The organism is Streptomyces sp. NPDC094147 (genome assembly GCF_044764265.1).
In the GTDB taxonomy this organism is placed as follows: Bacteria; Actinomycetota; Actinomycetes; order Streptomycetales; family Streptomycetaceae; genus Streptomyces.
On the sequence record NZ_JBIWHT010000004.1, the window covers coordinates 51,642 to 67,200 of the forward strand.

14 protein-coding genes and 1 pseudogene are annotated in these 15,559 nt (G+C 71.8%); 12 read left to right on the forward strand and 3 right to left on the reverse strand.

What is annotated here, in order from left to right; genetic code table 11:
* Positions 1-6 precede the first annotated feature (6 nt).
* Positions 7-942, reverse strand: coding sequence for an ABC transporter substrate-binding protein (locus ACIQ8J_RS09320; RefSeq protein WP_403266582.1), 936 nt, complete (start codon positions 940-942; stop codon positions 7-9).
* A gap of 446 nt (positions 943-1,388) precedes the next feature.
* On the opposite strand from ACIQ8J_RS09320, the gene ACIQ8J_RS09325 reads away from it, so the two are divergent.
* The 8 genes from ACIQ8J_RS09325 (at position 1,389) to ACIQ8J_RS09360 (ending at position 9,763) form a co-directional block, all read left to right on the forward strand.
* A complete protein-coding gene (locus ACIQ8J_RS09325; RefSeq protein WP_403265604.1) occupies positions 1,389-2,243 on the forward strand; it encodes an amino acid ABC transporter permease in 855 nt (284 codons plus the stop codon).
* Positions 2,240-4,021, forward strand: coding sequence for an FAD/NAD(P)-binding protein (locus ACIQ8J_RS09330; RefSeq protein ID WP_403265607.1), 1,782 nt, complete (start codon positions 2,240-2,242; stop codon positions 4,019-4,021). The genes ACIQ8J_RS09325 and ACIQ8J_RS09330 overlap by 4 nt, the downstream gene beginning before the upstream one ends.
* Complete coding sequence (locus ACIQ8J_RS09335) at positions 4,018-4,782, forward strand: amino acid ABC transporter ATP-binding protein (protein ID WP_403265610.1); 765 nt, start codon at positions 4,018-4,020, stop codon at positions 4,780-4,782. The genes ACIQ8J_RS09330 and ACIQ8J_RS09335 overlap by 4 nt, the downstream gene beginning before the upstream one ends.
* 100 nt (positions 4,783-4,882) lie before the next feature.
* On the forward strand, positions 4,883-5,905 hold the full coding sequence (locus ACIQ8J_RS09340) for an LLM class flavin-dependent oxidoreductase (RefSeq protein ID WP_403265613.1): 1,023 nt from the start codon (positions 4,883-4,885) through the stop codon (positions 5,903-5,905).
* A complete protein-coding gene (locus tag ACIQ8J_RS09345; RefSeq protein WP_403265616.1) occupies positions 5,892-7,193 on the forward strand; it encodes an LLM class flavin-dependent oxidoreductase in 1,302 nt (433 codons plus the stop codon). The genes ACIQ8J_RS09340 and ACIQ8J_RS09345 overlap by 14 nt, the downstream gene beginning before the upstream one ends.
* 4 nt (positions 7,194-7,197) lie before the next feature.
* Positions 7,198-8,019, forward strand: coding sequence for a DUF1684 domain-containing protein (locus ACIQ8J_RS09350; protein WP_403265619.1), 822 nt, complete (start codon positions 7,198-7,200; stop codon positions 8,017-8,019).
* A 194-nt stretch (positions 8,020-8,213) separates the two neighbouring features.
* Positions 8,214-9,119 carry a S1 family peptidase gene (locus ACIQ8J_RS09355; RefSeq protein ID WP_403265621.1) on the forward strand — a complete coding sequence of 302 codons (906 nt, stop codon included), beginning with the start codon at positions 8,214-8,216 and terminating at the stop codon, positions 9,117-9,119.
* A 164-nt stretch (positions 9,120-9,283) separates the two neighbouring features.
* Positions 9,284-9,763: a hypothetical protein gene (locus ACIQ8J_RS09360; protein ID WP_403265624.1), complete on the forward strand. Its 480-nt coding sequence runs from the start codon at positions 9,284-9,286 to the stop codon at positions 9,761-9,763.
* Between the two features lie 11 nt (positions 9,764-9,774).
* Here ACIQ8J_RS09360 and ACIQ8J_RS09365 read toward each other — a convergent pair whose 3' ends face one another.
* Positions 9,775-10,671 (reverse strand): DUF4231 domain-containing protein, encoded by an 897-nt coding sequence (locus tag ACIQ8J_RS09365; RefSeq protein WP_403265626.1) that lies wholly within the window; start codon positions 10,669-10,671, stop codon positions 9,775-9,777.
* Between the two features lie 206 nt (positions 10,672-10,877).
* Here ACIQ8J_RS09365 and ACIQ8J_RS09370 point away from each other — a divergent pair, with 206 nt between their 5' ends.
* The 3 genes from ACIQ8J_RS09370 to ACIQ8J_RS09380 all read left to right on the forward strand — a co-directional run bounded on the left by ACIQ8J_RS09370 (position 10,878) and on the right by ACIQ8J_RS09380 (position 14,171).
* Positions 10,878-11,054, forward strand: a complete 177-nt coding sequence (locus ACIQ8J_RS09370; RefSeq protein ID WP_403265628.1) for an FXSXX-COOH protein — start codon at positions 10,878-10,880, stop codon at positions 11,052-11,054.
* 140 nt (positions 11,055-11,194) lie between these two features.
* Entirely contained in the window at positions 11,195-13,396 is a 2,202-nt protein-coding gene (gene fxsBH, locus ACIQ8J_RS09375) for a radical SAM/SPASM protein FxsBH, inactivated beta-hydroxylase extension form (RefSeq protein ID WP_403265631.1), read from the forward strand.
* Positions 13,377-14,171 (forward strand): aminoglycoside N(3)-acetyltransferase, encoded by a 795-nt coding sequence (locus ACIQ8J_RS09380; protein ID WP_403265633.1) that lies wholly within the window; start codon positions 13,377-13,379, stop codon positions 14,169-14,171. Before fxsBH ends, ACIQ8J_RS09380 begins: the two co-directional genes overlap by 20 nt.
* Positions 14,172-14,241: 70 nt before the next feature.
* Here the strand turns inward: ACIQ8J_RS09380 and ACIQ8J_RS09385 are convergent.
* A pseudogene (locus ACIQ8J_RS09385) lies at positions 14,242-14,424 on the reverse strand (alpha/beta fold hydrolase); the annotation flags it as partial.
* Between the two features lie 27 nt (positions 14,425-14,451).
* On the opposite strand from ACIQ8J_RS09385, the gene ACIQ8J_RS09390 reads away from it, so the two are divergent.
* Positions 14,452-15,369 (forward strand): slipin family protein, encoded by a 918-nt coding sequence (locus ACIQ8J_RS09390; protein ID WP_403266585.1) that lies wholly within the window; start codon positions 14,452-14,454, stop codon positions 15,367-15,369.
* Positions 15,370-15,559 lie beyond the last annotated feature (190 nt).

Below are 15,559 nucleotides of genomic sequence, written 5' to 3' on the forward strand. Positions count from 1 at the left end.
CCGCTGCTACGTGTGCTCCGGCGGTGAGATCTGGGACCGCTCGATCGCGGACCGGGTGGTTCCCCACTTGGCCAGGATCCGGTCGTACGTCCCGTCCTTCTTGAGACTGTTCACCGCGGCCTGGAAGGCGGGGGCCAGGGGGGTGCCCTTCTTGAAGGCGAACCCGACGTCGAGGCGGTGGAACTCGTTGAGGAACCTCAGTCCCTCCTGCTGACCCACCGCGTACCGCAGCCCGTTGATCGTCGACATGACGACATCGCTGCGACCCTGCTGGAGCGAGATCCACAGCGCCCCCTGGTCGCCGTACGTCTGCACCTCGTACGGCTTCTTGCCGGCGGCCCCGCACGCGGACTTGTTCTTCTCCAGGGTCGCCTCGAACGTGGTGCCCGCGGCCGTCGCCACGTTCAGCCCGCAGAGCTGGGCGAGGTCGGTGACTTCGCCGAGCTTGCTGTCCTTGCGGACGGCGAAGCCCTGGCCGTCGTTGATGTAGGTGACGAAGTCGATGCTCTTGCGACGGGCGTCGGTGACTCCGAAGTTGCCGGCGCCCAGATCGTACTTGCCGCTGTCGAGGGCGGGCAGGATCACCTCGAAGGCGGCCACCTCGTGCTTCAGCCTGAGCCCGAGCACCTTGGCGACGGCGTCCGCGAAGTCGACGTCCTGTCCGGCCACCGTCCTCCCGTCCTCCAGGTAGGTGGCACCCGGCGGCGTCCCGACGCCGATGGCGATGGTGAGCGTGCCCGACTCGCGGACGCTCTCGGGCAGCAGCGCGGCGGCGGCCTCGTCCTTCCGGACGGCCGACACCACATCGGCGGTGGGGATCCTCCCCTTCTGCCCGGCGCCCGCCGCCCCCGCGCCGGCCGGCTCCCCGGATCCGCAGGCGGTGAGACCGAGTGCCGCGGCGGTGATCAGGGCGAACGCCGCGTAGTTACGCGATCTGCTCAGACTGCGTGACCTGCTCATGATGGGGTGCGCTCCAGAGATTTCGGGCAGGCGGAAGTGGCAAGAGTGGTACGGGACATGGCGAGGGGAGGGGTGCGCGAGTGATCAGAGATGTGAAGGCGCGGAAGAACGGTGCGAGAGCGCGCCGGAGAATCCGGGCAGGGGGTCAGCTCAACAGGAAGAGGACCACACTCGACCGAAGTCGATGTGGGAGCGCGTGACCAGCCACTGCTGCGAATGCATGGCCCAAGTGGAACAGGCATCCGTTTCCGCGTCAACCGCGCAAAGACGCACCGCTCACAGTGCGGACGAGCTTGACAACCTCCAGCATGCGGCGCATAGCCTCGGGAACGGAAGCCGTGCTGAGGGGCTCGGTTCCGCAGTGTTGTGCGCCGTGTGTTCGTGAAGGCCATTCCCGTGTTCGATCTCTGCATCCACGGAGCCTTCGCATGTCCCTCACCCTCTCCAAGCGGCCGTCCGCGGTTCCCGAAGACGCCCTTCCCGACCGGCCCCGCATCGTGCCGGTCCGCCGAACAGGCCAATGGGCGGCGGCAGTTGCCGTCCTCGTCCTGCTCGGCCTCGCGCTCGCCTCCGTCGTGCGCAACCAGGCCTTCCAGTGGGGCGTGGTCGCCGACTACTTCGCCACCACCGCCGTGCTGCGCGGACTCTGGCTCACCCTGTGGCTCACCGCCGTCGTGATGGCGCTCGGCTTCGCGCTCGGCACCCTGCTCGCCGTCATGCGGCTGTCCGCCAACCCCGTTCTGCGGGCGGTGAGTTGGGGCTACGTCTGGCTGTTCCGGTCGACGCCGATCCTGATGCAGCTGCTCTTCTGGTTCAACATCGGGGCGCTGTACCCGCAGATCCTCGGCGTGCGCACCGTCGACCTGATGGGCCCGGTCACCGTCGCCGTCGTCGGACTCACCCTGCACGAGGCCGCGTACGCCGCCGAAGTGGTGCGCGGCGGCATCCTCTCCGTGGAACGCGGCCAGCTGGAGGCCGCCCAGTCGCTCGGCCTCGGCCGGTGGCGCAGACTGCGCCGCATCGTCCTGCCGCAGGCCATGCGCTCCATCGTGCCGCCCGCCGGGAACATGCTGATCGGCACCCTCAAGGGCACCTCGATCGTCTCCATCATCGCCGTCAACGACCTGTTGTACACGGTGCAGTTGGTCTACCACCGTACCTACCAGGTGGTTCCGCTGCTCCTCGTCGCCACCATCTGGTACGTCGTGGTGACCTCCCTCCTGTCCGTCGGCCAGTACTACGTCGAGCGGTACTACGCACGCGGCTCGGCGGGTGCCCGGTGAGCGCGTCCCTGGTCGTCGTGGGAGCCGGTCCGCGGGGGACCGGACTCCTGGAGCGGCTCGCCGCCAACATCCCTTCCCTGTACGGGGACGAGCCTCTCGACATCCATCTGGTGGACCCGTATCCGGCGGGCGGCGGCCGGATCTGGCGGGCGGACCAGTCCCCGCTCCTGTGGATGAACTCCATGGCCGAGGACGTCACCATGTTCACCGACGACACCGTCCAGCAGGAGGGCCCGGTACGCCCCGGCCCCACCCTCGCCGAATGGTCCGGCGCGGATGCCCGCAGCTTCCCCACCCGGCGGGCGCAGGGCGAGTACCTGCGCTGGGTGTACGAGGACGCCGTGGCCGCGCTGCCGGCCACCGTCGCCGTGCACGAGCACCGCACGCGGGCCCGCCGCGTCGGCGGCCCGCGCGAAGGCCGCCAGCAGGTGTGGCTCGAAGGCCGCACCGAACCCCTGACCGCCGACGTGGTCGTGCTCACCATCGGCCACCTGGAAGCCGAACTCGACGTCGAGCAGGGCCAGTTGGCGGACTTCGCCGAGCGGCACGGCCTTGTGCACCTGCCGCCCGCCTTCACCGCCGACAGCGACCTGTCGCCGCTGCGCCCCGGCGAACCCGTGATCGTCCGCGGCTTCGGACTCGCCTTCGTCGACCTCTTCGCGCTCCTCACCGAAGGCCGCGGGGGCCGCTACGACGCGGACGGCACCTACCACCCCTCCGGCCGCGAGCCCGTGCTGTACGTCGGCTCCCGGCGCGGAGTGCCCTACCACTCCAAGCTCGGCTACACCTGGCAGGGCGAACGTCCGCCGCTGCCCCGCTTCTTCGGCCCCGCCGAGGTGGACGGACTCCTGCGCCGCCCGCACCGGCCCGACTTCCGCCGCGACATCTGGCCCCTGATCGAGAAGGAACTGGGCTTCGCCCACTACCACCGGCTGTTCACCGCCCACCCGGAGCGCACCGCCGTCAACTGGACCGACTTCGAGGAGAAGTACGCCGCCGCCGACCCCGGCAGCCCCGAGCTCCAGACCCTGATCGCCGCCAGTGTCCCCGACGCCGCCGACCGCCTCGACCTCGAAGCCCTCGACCACCCGCTCGACGGGGTCCGCTTCACGTCGTACGACAGCCTCCAGGACGGTCTGCGCTCACACATCCGGGCGGATCTGACCAGGCGTCACGATCCGTCCCACAGTGAGGACTTGGCCGTCTTCCTCGGGCTGCTCTCGGTCTACGGCCAGCTGCTGCGCATCGGCGACGTGGGCGGCTGGTGGCACGGGTTCTTCAGCCACCTCGCCTCCGGCCCGCCCGGACCCCGTCTGCGGCAGCTGCTCGCGCTCTCCGACGCCGGGGTGGTGCGCTTCCTCGGCGCGGGGATCAGCGTAGAGACGGACGAATCCAAGGGCGTCTTCCGCGCGGGCAGCGCCAGCGTGCCGGGGCAGTGGGTCGAGGCGGCCGCCCTCGTCGAGGCGCGGCTGCCCGAGCCCACCGCCGAACGGGCCGGCAGCCCGCTGCTGCGCTCGCTGTACGAGGAAGGGGCCGGGGCGGCCGCGACCGGGCTGCTCCAGGTGGACCCCGTCGACGGCCGGATCACCGGACGCGACGGCCGGCCGCACCCCCGCCGGTTCGCGCTCGGGCCCTTCACCGTCGCCCGCGCGGCGGGGGCGTTCACCAGGCCGCGCACCGCGGGCCCCGCCTTCCGGCAGAACGACGCCACGGCCCGCGCCGCGCTGAGCTTCCTGCGCGGCGCCGAACACCACTACGCGAAGGGGGCCACCCGATGAGCACCTCCATGGTCGAAGTCCGGTCCGTGCACAAGAGCTTCGGCTCCCTCGACGTCCTGCGCGGCATCGACCTCGACGTCCGGGCCGGTGAGGTCACCGTCGTCCTCGGGCCGTCCGGCTCCGGGAAGTCCACGCTGCTGCGCACCATCAACCACCTGGAGAAGGTGGACAGCGGCTGGATCACCGTCGACGGCACGCTCATCGGCTACCGCCGCTCCGGCGACAAGCTCTACGAGCTGCCCGAGCGCGAGGTGCTCAAGCAGCGCACCCGGATCGGCTTCGTCTTCCAGAACTTCAACCTCTTCCCCCATCTCACCGTGCTCGACAACATCGTCGAGGCGCCCGTCGCTGCCCTGAAACGGCCGAGGAAGGACGCGGTCGCCGCCGCCGGGAAGCTGCTCGCCCGGGTCGGTCTGGCCGACAAGGCGAACGCGTACCCCCAGCAGTTGTCCGGCGGCCAGCGGCAGCGCGTCGCCATCGCCCGCGCGCTCGCCCTCGAACCCAAGCTGCTGCTCTTCGACGAGCCGACCTCCGCGCTCGACCCCGAGCTGGTGGGTGAAGTCCTCGACGTCATCAAGGACTTGGCGGCCGCCGGCACCACGATGATCGTCGTCACGCACGAGATCGGCTTCGCCCGCGAGGTCGCCGACACCGTGGTCTTCATGGACGGCGGAGCCGTCGTGGAGCAGGGCCCGCCCGCCGCCGTGCTCGACGCCCCGCGGCACGAGCGCACCCGCGCCTTCCTGTCCAAGGTCCTGTGACGTCCGGATGGATTCTTCCGCCGAGAGCCGTGAGGGGCCGGGATGTCCCGCCCGCAGCGGCGCATGTGAGCTCGGGCACCCACTTCAGAGAGGTCTGTCCATGTCCGCACCACTCGTCCGCAGCCCCGTGCACCTCGCCGTCGCCCTCGACGGGCGCGGGCACTACGACGCCGCCCACTTCACCGCGCTCGCCCGGCTCGCCGAGCGGGGGACGCTCGACTTCGTGACGCTCGGGGACTCCTTCGCGCGGCCCGGCCTCGACGCGCTCGCCGTGCTGGCCCGCCTCGCCCCCGCCACCGAACGCCTCGGGCTCGTCCCGGCCGTGAACACCACCCACACCGAGCCGTTCCACGTGTCCTCGGCCGTCGCCACGCTGGACTGGGTGAGCCGGGGCCGGGCCGGCTGGAGCCCCGAGGTGTCCACCACCGAGGCCGAGGCGCGGCTCTTCGGTCGGCGGCCGGCCGCCGACGCGGCCGGGGCGTGGCACGAGGCGGGTGAAGTCGCCGACGTGGCGGCCAAGTTGTGGGACTCCTGGGAGGACGACGCCGAGATACGCGACGAGTCGACAGGGCGCTTCATCGACCGCGACAAGCTGCACTACGTCGACTTCCAGGGGCGTACGTTCTCGGTGCGCGGCCCCGCCATCGTGCCCCGGCCGCCGCAGGGCCACCCGGTCACCGTGATCGACGCGACCGCCGCCAGGCCGAGGGCCGCCGCCGTACGGCACGCCGATGTCGCACTCGTCCGCACGCAGGACCCGCTGGCCGCGCGCGCCGCCCGCGAGGAGCTGCGCGACCGGGCCCGAGCGCACGGCCGGGATCCCGAGCGGCTGCGGGTGCTCGGCTCGGTCCCGGTGGCGCTGCGCACGACCGCCGACGCGGTGGAACTGGCCGGTCTCCTCGGCGAGTGGCACGCGCAGGGTGCCGTCGACGGCTTCCACCTGCGCCCGGCCGACCCCGAGCGCGACCTCCCGCTCGTCGTCGCCGCGACCGTGCCCGTCCTCCAGCACCGCGGTCTGCTCCGGCGCTTCTATCCGGGCGCCACCCTGCGCGAACACCTGGGCCTGGCACGGCCCGTCAACCAGTACGCCACCGCCGGGGGAGACCGCCATGACCGCCCGTAAGAGGCAGATCCACCTGGCCGCCCACTTCCCCGGCGTCAACAACACCACCGTCTGGGCCGACCCCCGCTCCGCTTCGCAGATCGACTTCTCGTCCTTCGAGCACCTCGCCACGGCGGCCGAGCGCGGCATGTTCGACTTCTTCTTCCTCGCCGAAGGGCTGCGGCTGCGCGAGCACAAGGGCCGCATCCACGATCTGGACGTGGTGGGACGGCCCGAGTCGATCACCCTGCTCAACGCGCTGGCGGCGGTCACCGACCGGCTGGGCCTGGCCGCCACGGTCAACGCGACCTTCAACGAGCCGTACGAAATCGCCCGCAGGTTCGCCTCGCTCGACCACCTCAGCGGTGGCCGGGCCGCCTGGAACGTGGTCACTTCGCCCGATGCCTTCACCGGCGAGAACTTCCGCCGCGGCGGCTATCTCGACCGCGCCGACCGGTACGGCAGGGCCGCCGAATTCGTCGCCACCGCACGGGAGTTGTGGGACTCCCGGGGTCCGGGCGGGGCGCCCGGGTCCTTCGCCCACCACGGGCAGCACTTCTCCATCGAGGGCACGTTCGGGGTGCCGCGCTCCCCGCAGGGTCACCCCGTGGTCATCCAGGCCGGCGACTCCGGCGAGGGACGCGAGTTCGCCGCCTCGGCCGCCGATGTCATCTTCACCCGGCACGGCACCCTGGAGGCCGGCCGTGCCTTCTACGCCGATGTGAAGGGGCGCCTCGCCCGTCACGGCAGGGAGCCCGACGACCTCAAGATCATGCCCGGGGTCACCTTCGCCCTCGGCGACACCGCGGCCGAGGCCCAGGAGAAGGCCGCCGGGATCCGCCACCAGCAGGTCTCGCCGCAGAACGCGATCCTCGCCCTCGAACAGATCTGGGGCCGCGACCTGTCCGCCTACGACCCCGACGGTCCGCTCCCCGACATCGACCCGGATCCGGACTCGGTCCTCGTGCAGGGCCGGGTGAAAATCACCAACCCCTTCGAGATCGCCGCCAAGTGGCGGGCCCTGTCCGAGGCCAAGGGGCTCTCCATCCGGCAGACCGTCATCGAGAACACCGGACGCCAGTCCTTCATCGGCACCCCGGACGATGTCGCCGCCCAGCTCGACGCGTTCGTGCAGAGCGACGCGGCCGACGGCTTCATCCTCATACCCCACCTCACCCCCGGCGGCCTGGACGACTTCGTCGACCGGGTGGTGCCGCTGCTCCAGGAACGCGGCGCGTTCCGCACGCACTACACGGGCTCCACGCTGCGCTCGCACCTCGGGCTGCGTACCCCGGTATGGAAAGGTTGATCACATGAGCACGGACGCACAGCACGATCCCCGGTCCGACCACCGGCTCGACTGGAAGAAGTGGCACGAGCAGCGCGTCGCGGCGGTCTCCGCTCCCTACGGACCGCTCGCGCTGACCGGCACCCACTGGCTCGCGGACGGCGTGCCCGAGGAGTTCGGCCGGTGGCGCGAGAACGGTGCCGAGGTGGTGCTGACCGCCGACGCCGAGCACCAACTGACCCTGGACGGCGAACCGTTGACCGGCGAGGTACGGCTGGTCGCCGACTCCGGGCCGGTCGGTGAGTCCCGCATCGCCCAGGGCGAGCGGCGGCTCGTGGTGCTGCGCCGCGAAGGGCTGTGGGCGGTCCGCGTCTGGGACCCGGCGGCCGGGACCCGGCAGGCCTTCGCGGGCATCGACGCCACTCCGTACGAGGAGCGGTTCCGGCTGCCCGGCACCTTCCGCCCGTACGAGCCACGGCAGGTGAAGGTGGCGAACGCGGACGGCGTGGAGCGCGGGCTCGGGCTCGCCGGGGAGATCGCCTTCACGCTCGGCGGCCAGGAGCACACCCTCCAGGTCGCGGTCGAGGGCGACGGCTCGCTGTGGGCCGTCTTCGCCGACCGGACCAGCGGGAAGTCCACCTTCAGGTTCCGCTTCCTGCGGCCCGGAGCGCCCGACTGGGGGTCCCCCCGGACGGAGTCTGGGGGAGGTGCGGTGACCGTCGACTTCAACCGCGCGCTGCTGCCGCCCTGCGCCTTCGCCGACCACTTCATCTGCCCCTTCCCGCCCCCGGGCAACACCCTCCCCGTCGACATCCCGGCGGGGGAGCGGAACATCCGCACCAACTGAGCCCCGCGCACGCCTCCTTGAGGGGGCCCGGCCCGAAAGGCACCCTTGCGCTTGACGGCCGGGCCACCGAATACTTCCTCCGCAGCGCTTGTCAGGAGCACGGCTGGCGCCATGTTGTGCTGCCGTCGTCCCTGGCTGCGCCTCACGGGGTCCCCCCACCCTGGGCCCCTCGATTCCCCTCGGGAGGAAAAGAAGTGAGGATCAAGCGCACCACCCCCACACACCGCTCCGGGCTCGCGAGACGCACCAAAATCGCCGCCGTCGCGACCGGCCTGCTCGCGGCCGCGGCCATCGCCGTACCCAACGCCAGTGCCACTCAGAACCAGACCTTCGGCGTCGCCGCCCTGACCGCCGCGAGCGACGCCGTGCGCGGGGCGGATGTGGCCGGAACCGCATGGAGCGTGGACAGAGCCACCGGAAAGGTCGTCGTCACCACCGACTCGACCGTCTCGGCCGCCGGCATCGCGAAGATCAAGCGCGCGGCCGGGGCCAACGCGGGCGCCATACGCGTCGAGCGGGTCGCCGGCACGTTCAGCAAGCTGCTCTCCGGCGGCGACGCCATCTACACCGACAGCTGGCGCTGCTCCCTCGGCTTCAACGTCAAGAGGGGCTCCACCTACTACTTCCTGACGGCCGGTCACTGCACCCAGGGCTACCCGGACTACTACACGAGCACCTCGCACTCGACGAGCATCGGCCCGACCGTCGCCACCAGCTTCCCGGGCAACGACTACGGTCTCGTGCAGTACACCAACACCTCGCTCGCGCACCCGAGCGCCGTCGGCAGCCAGCGCATCACCAGCGCCGCCAACCCGAGGGTCGGCCAGAGCGTCACCCGGCGCGGCTCGACCACCGGCGTCCACAGCGGCAAGGTCACCGCGCTCAACCAGACGGTCAACTACGGCAACGGCGACATAGTCTCCGGGCTCATCAGGACCACCGTGTGCGCCGAGCCCGGCGACTCCGGCGGCCCGCTCTACTCCGGATCCACCGCCCTCGGCCTCACCTCGGGCGGCAGCGGCGACTGCACCTCCGGCGGCACGACCTTCTTCCAGCCGGTGGTCGCGGCCATGAACGCCTATGGTGTGAGCCTTTTCTGACGCTACGTCACTGAAGTGCGGCCCGCCTCGCCGAAGCCCCCGTCCGGGAAGAACCGGACGGGGGCTTCCGGCTGGACGCGATGCGCTGATTTGAGAGGATGTGCAAGGGCGGACGCGGAAAAGGTCCGAAGGTGGCCGGCGCCGGACACACGGGGTGAGACGCATTGAAGCGCATCGGAGTGACCGGGCACCGGGACATCCCGGCCGAGGCCTTCGTGGAGATCCGCGACCGGCTGCGGTCGGTGCTCTGCGGCCACGACGGTTCCCTGGAGGCGCTCTCCAGCCTTGCCACCGGCGCCGACCAGCTCTTCGCCGCCATCGCCCTGGACTGCGGCGCCGCCCTCACCGTGGTGATCCCGAGCGGCGACTACGAGACGGGCTTCGCGGACGCGGCCGAACTCGCCCGCTACCGGGGCCTGAAGCGGCGCGCCAGCCAGGAGGTCGCCCTCGGCTACCCGCACTCCACGGACGAGGCCTATTACGCGGCCGGGGCCTACATCGCGGACAACTGCGACCGGCTCGTCGCCGTCTGGGACGGACTGCCGGCCCGCGGGCTCGGCGGCACCGGCGACATCGTGCAGTACGCCCGCAGCCTGGGCCGGCCGGTGACGGTCATCTGGCGCGACGGCACCCGCCGGGCATGACGCGGATCCGGTCAACTCCGCAGCCGCGCGAGCCAGTCCGTGTGCTGCGGCGAGACGATCCGCTCGGTCTCGTACACCGCCTGCGGCCACTGCCGTTCCGTCACCATGTTCTCCATCGCCACATGCATCTCCATCAGGTCCTGCTCCACGAGCGAGTGGGCCGAGATCAGCGGCTGGTGGCGGCGGATCTCGCTCCACGCGAGACAGGCGGCGGCCGCGGCCGACAGAAGACCCGCCAGGTTTACCTTCTCGGCGACCGAGAAGGTTTGGAGGGTGGTGAAAACCAGGGCGAGGAGGGTGAGCAGCGTGATCGCCGTCGACCACAGCCTGGTCGCCCGCCGCGAGGTCTCCTGGCGGCGGCGGTACCAGTTGCGCTGCTCGATCAGCCGGTCGCGTACGTACGTCTCCTTGCGCACGCTGAACGACTTGCCCCGTAACGCCCGCATGCTCGGCGTGACGAGTTCCCCCAAGGACGGCTCGCCGTGGTCGCGGGGGTCGCGCCAGCCGACCTTCTTCAGCTCCCGCAGACCCTCCTCGACGCGGGTGACGAACAGCCCCTCCGGGTCGGGGGCGGCCAGATCGAAAGGAGCCCCGTGGACGGCGTAGCGCCAGCACATCGACTTGATGAACTCGGCGGCGGAACGGTTGAGTTGCCAGTGCGAGGCGGCATGACGCCGGGCCGCCCCGAAGCCGGCGAGCAGCACCCCCGCGTACGCGATCGCGCTCAGCGCGCTGAGCAGCTGGAAGTCCTGGCCGACCCGCACCTGCGGCAGCGCCGCCGCGAGTGCGCCAGTGACGAGGAGCGAGAGCTGGGCGCGGGTGATCTTGACGGCGGACTGCTGCCGGCCGATCGCCAGCGTGTCCGCGTGATGGAAGAGGCCCGGCAGATCCGCGCTCCGGAAGACCATGCTCTGCAGTGGGCCGGGAATCGCCGTCACATGCACCCCCGTCTGCGGTTTTGCCTTCATTCATACGAAGGGATGGCAGTCGTGCGCTCGATTGCGTGCTCCATCCCCCGGTGGGGATGAGAGTAAAGTCGTCCCGCCGACACTGCAACGGTGCATGTGCCGGTGGCCACTGTCCACGTGCGGTTATCACTCACCGAGGGGCGAACGTGAAAACCTCCGTAAATTCAGCCTCATTCGCCGTTGCGAAGAACGACCGGGTATCGCTGGCCGAGCTGGTCTCGAAGGGCGTGGGCAGGGACGCCGACAAGTCGCTCAGCAGGGTTCTGCCCACCCCGCCCGACGGCCGTCCGACGGACCTGTCCACCTTCAACTCGTCGCTCTGACACGGGCGTTGAGCCTCCGTCCCCGCCGGGTGCGCCCGGCGGGGACCCCGCGGCGGACGGGCAGTGCCGTGGCCCCGGGGCATTTCCGGGGCGAACTCCCGTTGTACGCGACCGAATTCCCGTCTCGCTAAACTGGCGGAATGACAGGACCCCTGGTCCCCTTTCGTGAGATCGTACTGAAGGTGCACAGCCGGTGCGATCTGGCCTGTGATCACTGCTATGTGTACGAAGCCGCAGACCAGAGCTGGCGCAATCAGCCGATGGCGGTCTCCGACGACGTCATTTCCCGCACCGCGCGACGCCTTGCCGAGCACGCCCGCACCCACGCGCTGCCGTCCGTTTCGGTGATCCTGCACGGCGGGGAACCGCTGCTCGCCGGACCGGACCGGCTGCGCCGCGTCTGCGCGGAACTGACCGCAGCCATCACCCCGGTCGCCGGGCTCGATCTGCGGATCCACACCAACGGCGTGCTGCTCGGCCCGCGGTACCTCGATCTGTTCGAGGAGTTCGGTGTCAGGGTGGGCATCTCCCTCGACGGCGACCGGGCCGCCAACGACCGCCACCGGCGCTACGCGGACGGCCGCAGCAGTCACGCGCAGGTCCTGGCCGCGGTCGAACTGCTCCAACAGGACCGCTACCGGCCGCTGTTCCTCGGTCTGCTGTGCACCGTCGACGTGGCCAACGACCCGGTCGCCGTGCACGACGCGCTGGTCGCCCTCGATCCGCCGCGCATCGACTACCTCCTGCCGCACGCGACCTGGGAGGCCCCGCTGGTGCGGCCCGAGGGGGCGGCGACCCCCTACGCCGACTGGCTGCTCGCCGTCCATGACCGCTGGGAGGAACAGGGCAGGCCGGTCCCGGTACGGCTCTTCGAGTCGGTGCTCTCCACCCTGCACGGCGGCCCCAGCCTCACCGAGTCCCTCGGCCTCGCCCCGACCGACATCGTCGTCGTGGAGACCGACGGCTCCCTGGAGCAGGTCGACTCGCTGAAGTCCGCCTACGAAGGGGCCGCCGCCACCGGATTCTCCGTGTTCCGGGACGACTTCGACGCGGTCGCCGCCCACCCCGGGGTCCGGGCCCGCCAGCGCGGCCTGGCCGGCGTCGGCGACGAGTGCCGCCGCTGCCCGGTGGTGCGGTCCTGCGGGGGCGGGCACTACACCCACCGCTACCGCGCCGGCCGGGGCTTCGACAACCCGTCGGTGTACTGCGCCGACCTGATGGCGCTGGTGCGCGGCATCGAGTCCCGCACACCGGTGCCCGAGCTCCCCGACGCGTCTCAACTGGCCTTGTCCGCACTGGAGTTGAACCGCACCCTGCTGGCCCGGCTGCACACCGAGCTCGACGGGCGGGGCGGGGCCGAGTGGGCCGAGCTCTGGGAACTCACCACCGCTGTCGACGGTGCGGGGCTCGACACCGTGCTGGCCCACCCCTACGCCCGCAGCTGGCTGCTCGCCACCCTGGGCGCACTGCGCGAGGGGCGCCCCGAAGCGGTGGCGACGGCGCACCGGCTGGCCGCTTACACGGCCGCCGCCGCGGTGCGCGACGGCGCCGAACTGACCGTCCCCGTCCGCTGGTCCGACGGCCGGCTGCACCTGCCGACCCTCGGCGAACTGCGCCTCGGCGAGCCCGGCACGGCGGGTCGGGCGGAGGTCGTCGTCGCCGGGCCCGGATTCCGGGTCCGGCACGCCACCGCCGAGCGGTACGTCGCCCGCCCCGCCGAACCCGCCCCCGACTGGCATCCGGTGCGCAGGCCCGGCGGTCGCGGCGCACCGGTCCTGGAGGACCTCGACCCGTACCGCGACTGCTTCGGCAGCCCCGTACTGCCCCGGCTCGGGGCGCGCGAGGCACAGGTGTGGGGGAGCCGGGTGGCGCGGGCCCGCGAGCGGCTCGCGGCGACCGTCCCGCGGTACGCGGCGACCGAAGCGCCGACCACGCTGACCCCGCTCGCCCAGGGCGAGGGGCCGGTGGTGGGGCGGCACGGCTTCGGCGCGCTCGGGCTGCCCGTCGCCCTGGCGGGCGAACCGCTCGCCGTGGCCCTGCTGCGCGGCCTGCGCCGGGCCACCCTGCGGGCCCTGCTCGACGTCGAGGACCTGTACGACATGGACGGCGCGTGGCGGCACCCGTCGCCCTGGGGGCCGCTCCCGGTCTCCCGGCTGCTCGCCGAGACGTACGAGGGGGTCGCGGTCGCCGCGTACGACGGCGGAGCGCGGGCCCTGGCGGAGCTCGGGCCCGCGCTGGAGGCCCTGGAGCGGGCGGCCGAACTCACCGTGACCGGAAAGCGCCTGGTCGCCGCCGTGCGCCAGGAATGGGAAGAGGCATCGCGTGGCCGAGCACACCGCTGAGCACCCCCGGGAGTCCGAAGTGGCCGAGACGGCCGCCCAGTTGAGCGCCCTCGGGGTGCGCGAGGGCGGCATCCTCCTCGCGCACGCCTCGCTGCGTGGCACCGGACTGCGGGACGACGTGCTGCTCCACGCGCTGCGCACGGCGCTCGGCCCGGAGGGGACGCTGGTGGTCCCGGCGTTCACACCGGAGAACTCCGACACCTCGCCGGCCCATCTCGCGCTCGTGCGCGACGCCCCCGACCCGGCCGCGTTCCGGGCAGCGATGGCGCCCTTCGACCCGGACCGCACTCCGTGCCCCGGGATGGGGCGGCTGGCCGAACGGGTCAGGACCACCGAGGGCGCGGCCCGCAGCGACCATCCGCAGACCTCCTTCGCGGCGCTCGGCGCCCGAGCCGCGGAGCTGATGAAGGGCCACGCGCTCGACTGCCACTTCGGCGCGCGGTCCCCGCTCGCCCACCTGATCGCCGCCGAGGCGCAGGTGCTCCTGGTCAACGTGGGCTTCGCGGTGTGCACCGCCTTCCACTTCGCCGAATACCTGGTGCCGCCGCACCCGGTGCGCACCTACCGGGCGGTGATCAGGGACGAGCGGGGCGGCCGCGCCTGGTTCGAGTACACCGACGCCGCGCTCGACGACAGCGACTTCGCGCGCATCGGCGCCGACTTCCCCGCCGAGCACGTACGCCGGGGCGCGCTGGGGCAGGGCGAGGCGCGGCTCTTCCCGGTCCGGGAGGCGGTCGAGCACGCGGCCGCCTGGATGGCAGAGAGGCGGCGGTGAACGGTGGCCGGGGCAGCAGGGCCGCGCGGGCCGGCGCGTGCGGGGCGCAGCCGAAGCGGCCGACGACCGCGAAGCGTTCAGGGTCGTAACGGTCCGCGATCGCCTCGACGTCCCGTGCGGCGTCGGCGACCCGGCCGCCCTTGAGCCGGCCGGAGCCGCCGCAGCCGGGCCGGTCGTACGCGATGACCCGCATCCCTCGCGCGGTGACCGGGGCTCCCCCTGGGGGAGAAGCGGAGTTACCGTCGATGTACACGTCCGATTCGGACCCTTGGGGGCCGTGATGGTCGAGGCACTGGTGACGGCGGGGATCGCCGTCGGATCCGCCGGCGTCGTCTATGTGCTGGCGGCGGCTCGGGTCGTCAAGCAGTACGAACGCGGAGTGGTCTTCCGGCTCGGCAGGCTGCGGGATTCGGTGCGCGGCCCCGGCTTCACGATGATCCTTCCGTTCGCCGACCGGCTGCGGAAAGTGAACATGCAGATCGTCACGATGCCGGTGCCCGCGCAGGACGGCATCACCCGGGACAACGTGACGGTCCGGGTGGACGCGGTGATCTACTTCAAGGTGGTCGACGCGGCGGACGCGGTCATCCAGGTCGAGGACTACCAGTTCGCGGTCTCGCAGATGGCCCAGACCTCGCTGCGCTCGATCATCGGCAAGAGCGATCTGGACGACCTCCTGTCGAACAGGGAGAAGCTCAACCAAGGGCTTGAGCTGATGATCGACAGCCCGGCGATGGGGTGGGGCGTGCAGATCGACCGCGTCGAGATCAAGGACGTGTCGCTGCCGGAGACGATGAAGCGGTCGATGGCCCGCCAGGCGGAGGCCGACCGCGAGCGCCGGGCGCGGGTCATCAACGCGGACGCCGAACTCCAGGCCTCGCGGAAGCTCGCCGAGGCGGCCGGGGTGATGTCGGAGCAGCCGGCCGCGCTCCAACTCCGTTTGCTGCAGACCGTGGTGGCGGTGGCCGCCGAGAAGAACTCGACGCTGGTCCTGCCGTTCCCGGTGGAGCTGCTCCGCTTCCTGGAGCGCGCCCAGCAGCCGGCGCCGGCGGCGGCGGAGCCCGCGGTGGTCGAGCGGACTCCCGCGGCTCCCGTGGCGCCCGCGGTCGAGCCCGTCCCCTCGGACACCGCGGACACCGCGGATGCCTCGGACTCCTCGGCCCCCTCCGCGCCCGCCGCCGAGCCTCCGACGGCGTGACCCCGATTCTTGTGAATGCATTCACAAGCGCGCAGGGGACTTTCGTACCGAGCCGTACCAGCAGGTCAACGCGGCTTTTCCGGTGACGCCGGGTCATCGGGAAGGTCCTAGGGCCTGACGGAAGGGGACCTTGTCGGCCTCGCGGGCGGAGCGCACAGGTGTCGAATGGAGGCATCGGAAAAGGCGGCGC

Coding starts and splice junctions, on each gene's coding strand:
- ACIQ8J_RS09325 (WP_403265604.1), top strand. CDS start 1,389: ATGTCCCTCACCCTCTCCAAGCGGCCGTCCGCGGTTCCCGAAGACGCC.
- ACIQ8J_RS09335 (WP_403265610.1), top strand. CDS start 4,018: ATGAGCACCTCCATGGTCGAAGTCCGGTCCGTGCACAAGAGCTTCGGC.
- ACIQ8J_RS09340 (WP_403265613.1), top strand. CDS start 4,883: ATGTCCGCACCACTCGTCCGCAGCCCCGTGCACCTCGCCGTCGCCCTC.
- ACIQ8J_RS09345 (WP_403265616.1), top strand. CDS start 5,892: ATGACCGCCCGTAAGAGGCAGATCCACCTGGCCGCCCACTTCCCCGGC.
- ACIQ8J_RS09350 (WP_403265619.1), top strand. CDS start 7,198: ATGAGCACGGACGCACAGCACGATCCCCGGTCCGACCACCGGCTCGAC.
- ACIQ8J_RS09365 (WP_403265626.1), bottom strand. CDS start 10,671: ATGGTCTTCCGGAGCGCGGATCTGCCGGGCCTCTTCCATCACGCGGAC.
- fxsBH (WP_403265631.1), top strand. CDS start 11,195: ATGACAGGACCCCTGGTCCCCTTTCGTGAGATCGTACTGAAGGTGCAC.
- ACIQ8J_RS09390 (WP_403266585.1), top strand. CDS start 14,452: ATGGTCGAGGCACTGGTGACGGCGGGGATCGCCGTCGGATCCGCCGGC.